General features: G+C 65.7%; 7 protein-coding genes. 5 read left to right on the forward strand and 2 right to left on the reverse strand.

The features are described 5' to 3' along the window. Together mnmD and ACDELDRAFT_RS18565 are read right to left on the reverse strand one after the other, a co-directional pair. The coding region (mnmD, locus tag ACDELDRAFT_RS18560) for a tRNA (5-methylaminomethyl-2-thiouridine)(34)-methyltransferase MnmD (RefSeq protein ID WP_005799544.1) at positions 1-663 on the reverse strand (663 nt) is incomplete at its 3' end. Positions 664-1,030: 367 nt separating this feature from the next. Beyond that, positions 1,031-1,303 (reverse strand): oxidative damage protection protein, encoded by a 273-nt coding sequence (locus ACDELDRAFT_RS18565; RefSeq protein ID WP_005799545.1) that lies wholly within the window; start codon positions 1,301-1,303, stop codon positions 1,031-1,033. 158 nt (positions 1,304-1,461) lie between these two features. Here ACDELDRAFT_RS18565 and ACDELDRAFT_RS18570 point away from each other — a divergent pair, with 158 nt between their 5' ends. From ACDELDRAFT_RS18570 to ACDELDRAFT_RS18585, 5 genes are all read left to right on the forward strand, one after another. Beyond that, positions 1,462-2,484, forward strand: coding sequence for a sulfate ABC transporter substrate-binding protein (locus ACDELDRAFT_RS18570; RefSeq protein ID WP_005799546.1), 1,023 nt, complete (start codon positions 1,462-1,464; stop codon positions 2,482-2,484). 70 nt (positions 2,485-2,554) lie between these two features. Then, positions 2,555-3,145 (forward strand): NADPH-dependent FMN reductase, encoded by a 591-nt coding sequence (gene ssuE, locus ACDELDRAFT_RS18575; RefSeq protein WP_005799547.1) that lies wholly within the window; start codon positions 2,555-2,557, stop codon positions 3,143-3,145. Positions 3,146-3,271: 126 nt separating this feature from the next. After that, positions 3,272-3,448 carry a hypothetical protein gene (locus ACDELDRAFT_RS25205; RefSeq protein ID WP_005799548.1) on the forward strand — a complete coding sequence of 59 codons (177 nt, stop codon included), beginning with the start codon at positions 3,272-3,274 and terminating at the stop codon, positions 3,446-3,448. Positions 3,449-3,503: 55 nt separating this feature from the next. After that, positions 3,504-4,469, forward strand: a complete 966-nt coding sequence (locus ACDELDRAFT_RS18580) for a sulfonate ABC transporter substrate-binding protein (RefSeq protein ID WP_005799549.1) — start codon at positions 3,504-3,506, stop codon at positions 4,467-4,469. A gap of 22 nt (positions 4,470-4,491) precedes the next feature. Further along, a partial coding sequence (locus tag ACDELDRAFT_RS18585) for a sulfonate ABC transporter substrate-binding protein (protein ID WP_005799550.1) occupies positions 4,492-5,431 on the forward strand: 940 nt, incomplete at its 3' end.

Genomic DNA, 5,431 nt, shown 5'->3' on the forward strand with positions numbered 1-5,431 from the left:
GTCGCGCTTGGGGGGCACGCCGGGAACCTTCTCCACCACGAACCCGCATTGCGTCAGCGCATCGCGCACCGTGCGCGCAATGGTCCAGGTGGCCAAGCGGGTGCCCCGGCGGCAGCAGCGCGCCACGGCCTTGAGCGTGTGCAGGTTCCAGAGTTCGGGGTTGCGCTGGGGGCTGAAGCCGTCCAGATAGACCGAGTCCACGGTCCATTCCTGCTGGCGCAGCACCGTTTGCGCGTCACCGATGCACAGCGTGAGCAGCACGCGACCGCCGTCAAAGGCCAGGCGGTGGATGCCGGGCAGCAGGCCCCAGAACTGGTCGTGAAGCTCCTGGGCCAGCGGGGCCAGTTCGGGGTGCACCGACGCGGCGCGCAACAGGTCTTCCGCGCTCACGGGCCAGGCTTCGGTGGACACGAAGTGCAGCATGCGGGTGCGGCGGGGGTCGGCTCGCCAGGCGGCCCAGGTGACGAGAAAGTTCAGGCCGAAGCCGAAGCCCGTTTCCAGAATGCGCCACTGCGCAGCGTCAGCCCATGCGGCGGGCAGACCGCAACCGTGCAGGAATACCTGCCGGGCCTGATCGAGCCCTCCGTTCTCACTGTGGTAACGGTCGCCAAAACGGGGGCTGAACGGGGTGCCGTCCGCAAGCCAATCAACGCGCTCGGGCATCGGGGGTCCTGGGTGGGAAATTCATGGAACAAAGGAACGGTGTGACCGGGCCGGTGTGGGTGCGGTGCCTTCTGCAGGTGGTAGTCGCAGCAGGCGGTGGCAAGAAGGCCGGGCGGGCCCCGCCAAGGCGCAGGCATGGGGGGCTGGCAACGCTGCGCATCGGCTGGTGCGCGGCTGCCAGCGGTGCGACGGGATGGCGCGCTGCGGGGCAACCCGTCAGGGCCGCTCGGCAAGGCACTGCCTTGTCAGAACTCCGCTGCGCTGCGTTACGCGCTCGGCGTAACGTAGCCTGCCGCGGCATCTGCGCCGCCGCAAAAAATGGTTTTGGCGAAACCACTTTTTCAGTGCTGCACTTCGCTTTGCTCCGTTACGCGCTGGGTGGAACGTAGCCCGCCGCGGCGTCTGCGCCGCCGCCAAAAAAGTGGTTTTCCATCTGGCGCGCCAGGTATTGGCGGGCGCGGGCGTCGGCCAGGTTCAGGCGGTTTTCGTTCACCAGCATCGTCTGGTGCTTGATCCAGTCCGCCCAGGCCTGCTTGCTGACGTTTTCCCAGATGCGCTTGCCCAACTCACCTGGGTAGGGGGGAAAGTCGAGACCTTCGGCTTCCTTGCCGAGTTTGATGCATTGGACCGTGCGTGCCATGGGATTTCCTTGCGACTGGACCTGAGCAAAAGAGGGTGCTCAGATGTTTTGGATATAAAGAACTGAAATCTCAGTAGTTTCAGTTTTGAAGAGTGTCTTTCAGAATGCATTTCATCGGTGATTCACACCGGTTCTGCATTCCTAAAACGAGGCCCTTCATGAACTTTCGCCGCGACTTTATCAAGTTTCCCCTCGCCGCCGCCCTGGTGGGCAGTTTGGCCCTGACAGCATTGCCGTCGTTTGCGCAATCCGTGACCTTGCTCAATGTGTCGTACGACCCCACCCGCGAGCTGTATGTGGAGTTCAACCAGGCCTTTGCCAAATACTGGAAAGGCAAGACCGGCCAGGACGTGACCATCAAGCAGTCGCATGGCGGCTCGGGCAAGCAGGCTCGCTCCATCATCGACGGGCTGGACGCCGACGTGGCCACGCTGGCCCTGGCCGGCGACACCGATGCGCTGCACACCAACGGCGGGTGGATTCCGAAAGACTGGCAAAAGCGCCTGCCGCACAACAGCTCGCCCTACACCTCGACCATCGTGCTGGTGGTGCGCCAGGGCAACCCCAAGGGCATCAAGGACTGGGACGACCTCGTCAAGCCGGGCGTGAGCGTCATCACGCCCAACCCCAAGACCTCGGGCGGCGCGCGCTGGAACTACCTGGCCGCCTGGGAATTCGCCAAGCGCAAATACGGCGGGGACGCGAAAGCCAAGGAGTTCGTCGCCAAGCTGTATGGCAACGTGCCGGTACTCGACACCGGCGCGCGCGGCTCCACCATCACCTTCGCCCAGCGCAACCAGGGCGACGTGCTGATCGCCTGGGAAAACGAGGCCTACCTGCTTGAAAAGGAGTTCGGCGCCAAGTTCGACGTGGTTGCTCCTTCGATCTCCATCCTGGCCGAACCGGCCGTGACGGTGGTGGACAAGAACGTGGACAAGAAGGGCACGCGTGCCGTGGCCGAGGAATACCTCAAGTTCCTCTACACCGAGGAAGGCCAGGACATTGCCGGCAAGAATTTCTACCGCCCGGCCGTGTCCGAAAAGGCCAAGGCCAAGTACGCCAAGCAGTTTCCCAAGCTGAACCTGTTCACCATCGATGCCGCCTTTGGTGGCTGGGACAAGGCGGCCAAGGACCACTTCGCCGACAACGCGAGCTTCGACCAGATCTACACGCGGAAATAAGAGCCCATTTGGCGTGTAGCGCTTGATAGACAAGCGCTGGCAGCTATAAAAAACGAAGTAAAGGAAAACCATGTCCGCCTTGCTGATTGCCGGTAGCCCCTCCGAGCGCTCGCGCTCCGCCGCGCTGCTCGACGCCGTAGCCCAACGCCTGACGGTGCGCGGCGCGCTGGTGGACCGCATCCACATCCGCGACCTGTCGCCCCAGGCCCTGTTGCTGGCCGATACCGGTCACCGCAGCATCAGCCAGGCCGCGGATCAGGTGGCGCAAGCCCGCGTGCTGGTGGTGGCCACGCCGGTGTACAAGGCCGCCTACAGCGGCGTGCTCAAGGTGTTCCTGGATCTGTTGCCGCAAACCGCCCTCAAGGACAAGACCGTGCTGCCTCTGGCCACCGGCGGCAGCCCCCACCACATGCTGGCGCTCGACTATGCGCTGCGCCCCGTGCTGCAGTCGCTGGGGGCCAAGCACATCCTGCCCGGCATCTACGCCACGGATGCGCAGGTCACTCTGACGCCCGAAGGCGCCTACGAACTGCACGGCGACATCGCCACCCGGCTGGACGATGCCGTGAACGTGCTTGTCACCGAAAGCCTGCGTTCCACCCCGCTGCACGCGGGCCGTTTCGCCCCGATCCCGTTCTCGCAGGTGCGATGTAGCGTCTGACGAACCGGGTGGCGCCGCCGTGCGGTGGCGCCACCCCGCCTTCATTGTTTACCGATCCCTTTGTTTTGCCCGCGTGGCCGGGCAGGGCGGGCTGTTGCCCGCCCGCAGGAAAAAAAGGTGCTTTGCATGCCCCGTTCAGATATTCACCCGTCCACCCAGGCGCCACTGCAGGCAAAGCCACTGGGGCTGCGTGACGCCCTGCGCTGGCTGGGCATTGCCTTGCTGGTGGTGGCCTCGCTCGTGGTCATTGGCGCCTTTTTGCTCATGCCTGTGGTGCCCGCCGGTGCGGCGGTCCTTGGCTGACCAGCACGCTCTGCGTCCCCTTCATACCCCCGACATCCCAGAAAGACACAACTCCATGGCATCGCAACCTCGTCTCAATCGCCGCCAGGCGCTGCTCTCCAGCCTGGCCGCCGCCGCACTCAGCACCGCAGGGGCGCCGGTCTTTGCCCAGGCGCCTGGCCGCGTGCTGCGCGTGGGCCACCAGAAGGGATGGCTCTCCATCCTCAAGGGCCGGGGCACGCTCGAAAAGCGCCTGGCCCCGCTGGGCGTGAAGGTCACATGGACCGAGTTCAACGCGGGCCCCGTGCAGCTTGAAGCGCTGAACGTGGGCTCCATCGACTTCGGCGACGTGGGCGAAGCGCCGCCCATCTTCGCCCAGGCCGCCGGTGCGCCGCTGGTCTACGCGGGCGCCACGGTGCCGCGCCCCGCGCTGGAGGCCGTGATCGTGCCCCGGGATTCTGCAATCCGCAGCGTGGCCGACCTCAAGGGCAAGCGCGTGGCCTACAACAAGGGCTCGAACGTGCAGTATTTCCTGGTCAAGCTGCTGGAGAAAAACGGCCTGAAGTACGGCGACGTGCAATCGGTCTTCCTGGCGCCGGCCGATGCGCGCGCCGCGTTTGAAAAGGGCGCCGTGGACGCCTGGATCATCTGGGACCCGTTCCTGGCCGCCGCGCAAAAGACGCTCGATGCCCGCCTGCTGGCCGATGCCACCGGTGTGGTGAACAACCGGGCTTACTACTTCACCTCGCGCGACTTTGCCACGCGCAACGCCGACGTGCTGCGCATCGCCATCGAAGAAGTCAACGCCATCGACACCTGGGCGTCGAAAAACCAGGCCGCTGCGGCCGCAGAGCTGTCGGCCGTGCTGGGGCTCGACAAGGGCATCACGGGGCTCTATGTGGGCCGGGCGAAGTTTGGCACCGCTCCCGTCACGCGCGAGATCCTGGCCGAGCAGCAGGCCATTGCCGACACCTTCTTCGATCTCAAGCTCATTCCGAGAAAGCTCAACCTGCTGCATGCCGCGCCGGTTGACCTGCTCTGACCCCTGGCGCAAGGAGACCACCATGTCCCACATTCCCTTGAGCGCTGAACGGCGCCGCGCACTGCAGCTGCTGGGCGTCACGGCCTTCACCTGGAGCCTGGCCGCGCGCTACGCCCAGGCGCAATCGGCGCCCGCGGTGCAGGGCCCCGAACAACTGCGCATCGGCTACCAGAAGGCGGCCATCAACCTCGTCATCCTCAAGCAGCATGGCGTGCTGGAAAAACGTTTTCCTGGCGCCCGCGTGAGCTGGCTGGAGTTTCCTGCAGGCCCGCAGTTGCTCGAGGCGCTGTCGGTGGGCAGCCTGGAGTTCGGTTTGACGGGCGATTCGCCCCCGGTGTTTGCCCAGGCGGCCGGTAAAGACCTGCTGTATGTGGGCAGCGAACCCCCCAAGCCCGACGCATCGGCCGTGCTGGTGCACGCAGATTCGGCGGTGCGCACGCTGGCCGATCTCAAGGGCCGGCGCGTGGCGCTGCAAAAGGGTTCAAGCGCGCATTACCTGCTGGTGCGTGCGGTGGAGCGCGGGGGGCTGCAGTGGTCCGATATCCAGCCCATCTACCTGGCGCCCGCCGACGCACGCGCGGCCTTCGAGCGCAAGAGCGTGGATGCCTGGGCCATCTGGGACCCGTATTACGCCGCGGCCGAACTCTCGGTGCAGCCGCGGGTGCTGACCACCGGCAGGGGGCTTGCCAGCAACGGATCGTTCTATCTGGCGGCGCGCCCCTTTGTCCAGAAGCATCCCCAGGCGATCCAGGCGCTGCTGGAGGAGCTGACGCGGGCCGACCGCCTGGCGCGTGCCAGCACCCGGGAAACCATCAAGCTCATCGCTGATTTCAGCGGGCTCGACGCCGGGGTGGTCAGCCGTTTCGTGCAGCGCAGGCCGCCGTCGCCCGTGGGCCTGCTGAGCCCCGAGGCAGTGGCCGACCAGCAGCGCGTGGCCGATGCGTTCTTCCAACTGGGCCTGA

This window comes from Acidovorax delafieldii 2AN, assembly GCF_000175235.1.
In the GTDB taxonomy this organism is placed as follows: Bacteria; Pseudomonadota; Gammaproteobacteria; order Burkholderiales; family Burkholderiaceae_C; genus Acidovorax; species Acidovorax delafieldii_B.

Bases quoted from the DNA above. Each gene is read 5' to 3' on its own strand.
- ssuE (WP_005799547.1), top strand. From the start codon at position 2,555: ATGTCCGCCTTGCTGATTGCCGGTAGCCCCTCCGAGCGCTCGCGCTCC.
- ACDELDRAFT_RS18570 (WP_005799546.1), top strand. From the start codon at position 1,462: ATGAACTTTCGCCGCGACTTTATCAAGTTTCCCCTCGCCGCCGCCCTG.
- ACDELDRAFT_RS18565 (WP_005799545.1), bottom strand. From the start codon at position 1,303: ATGGCACGCACGGTCCAATGCATCAAACTCGGCAAGGAAGCCGAAGGT.
- ACDELDRAFT_RS25205 (WP_005799548.1), top strand. From the start codon at position 3,272: ATGCCCCGTTCAGATATTCACCCGTCCACCCAGGCGCCACTGCAGGCA.
- ACDELDRAFT_RS18580 (WP_005799549.1), top strand. From the start codon at position 3,504: ATGGCATCGCAACCTCGTCTCAATCGCCGCCAGGCGCTGCTCTCCAGC.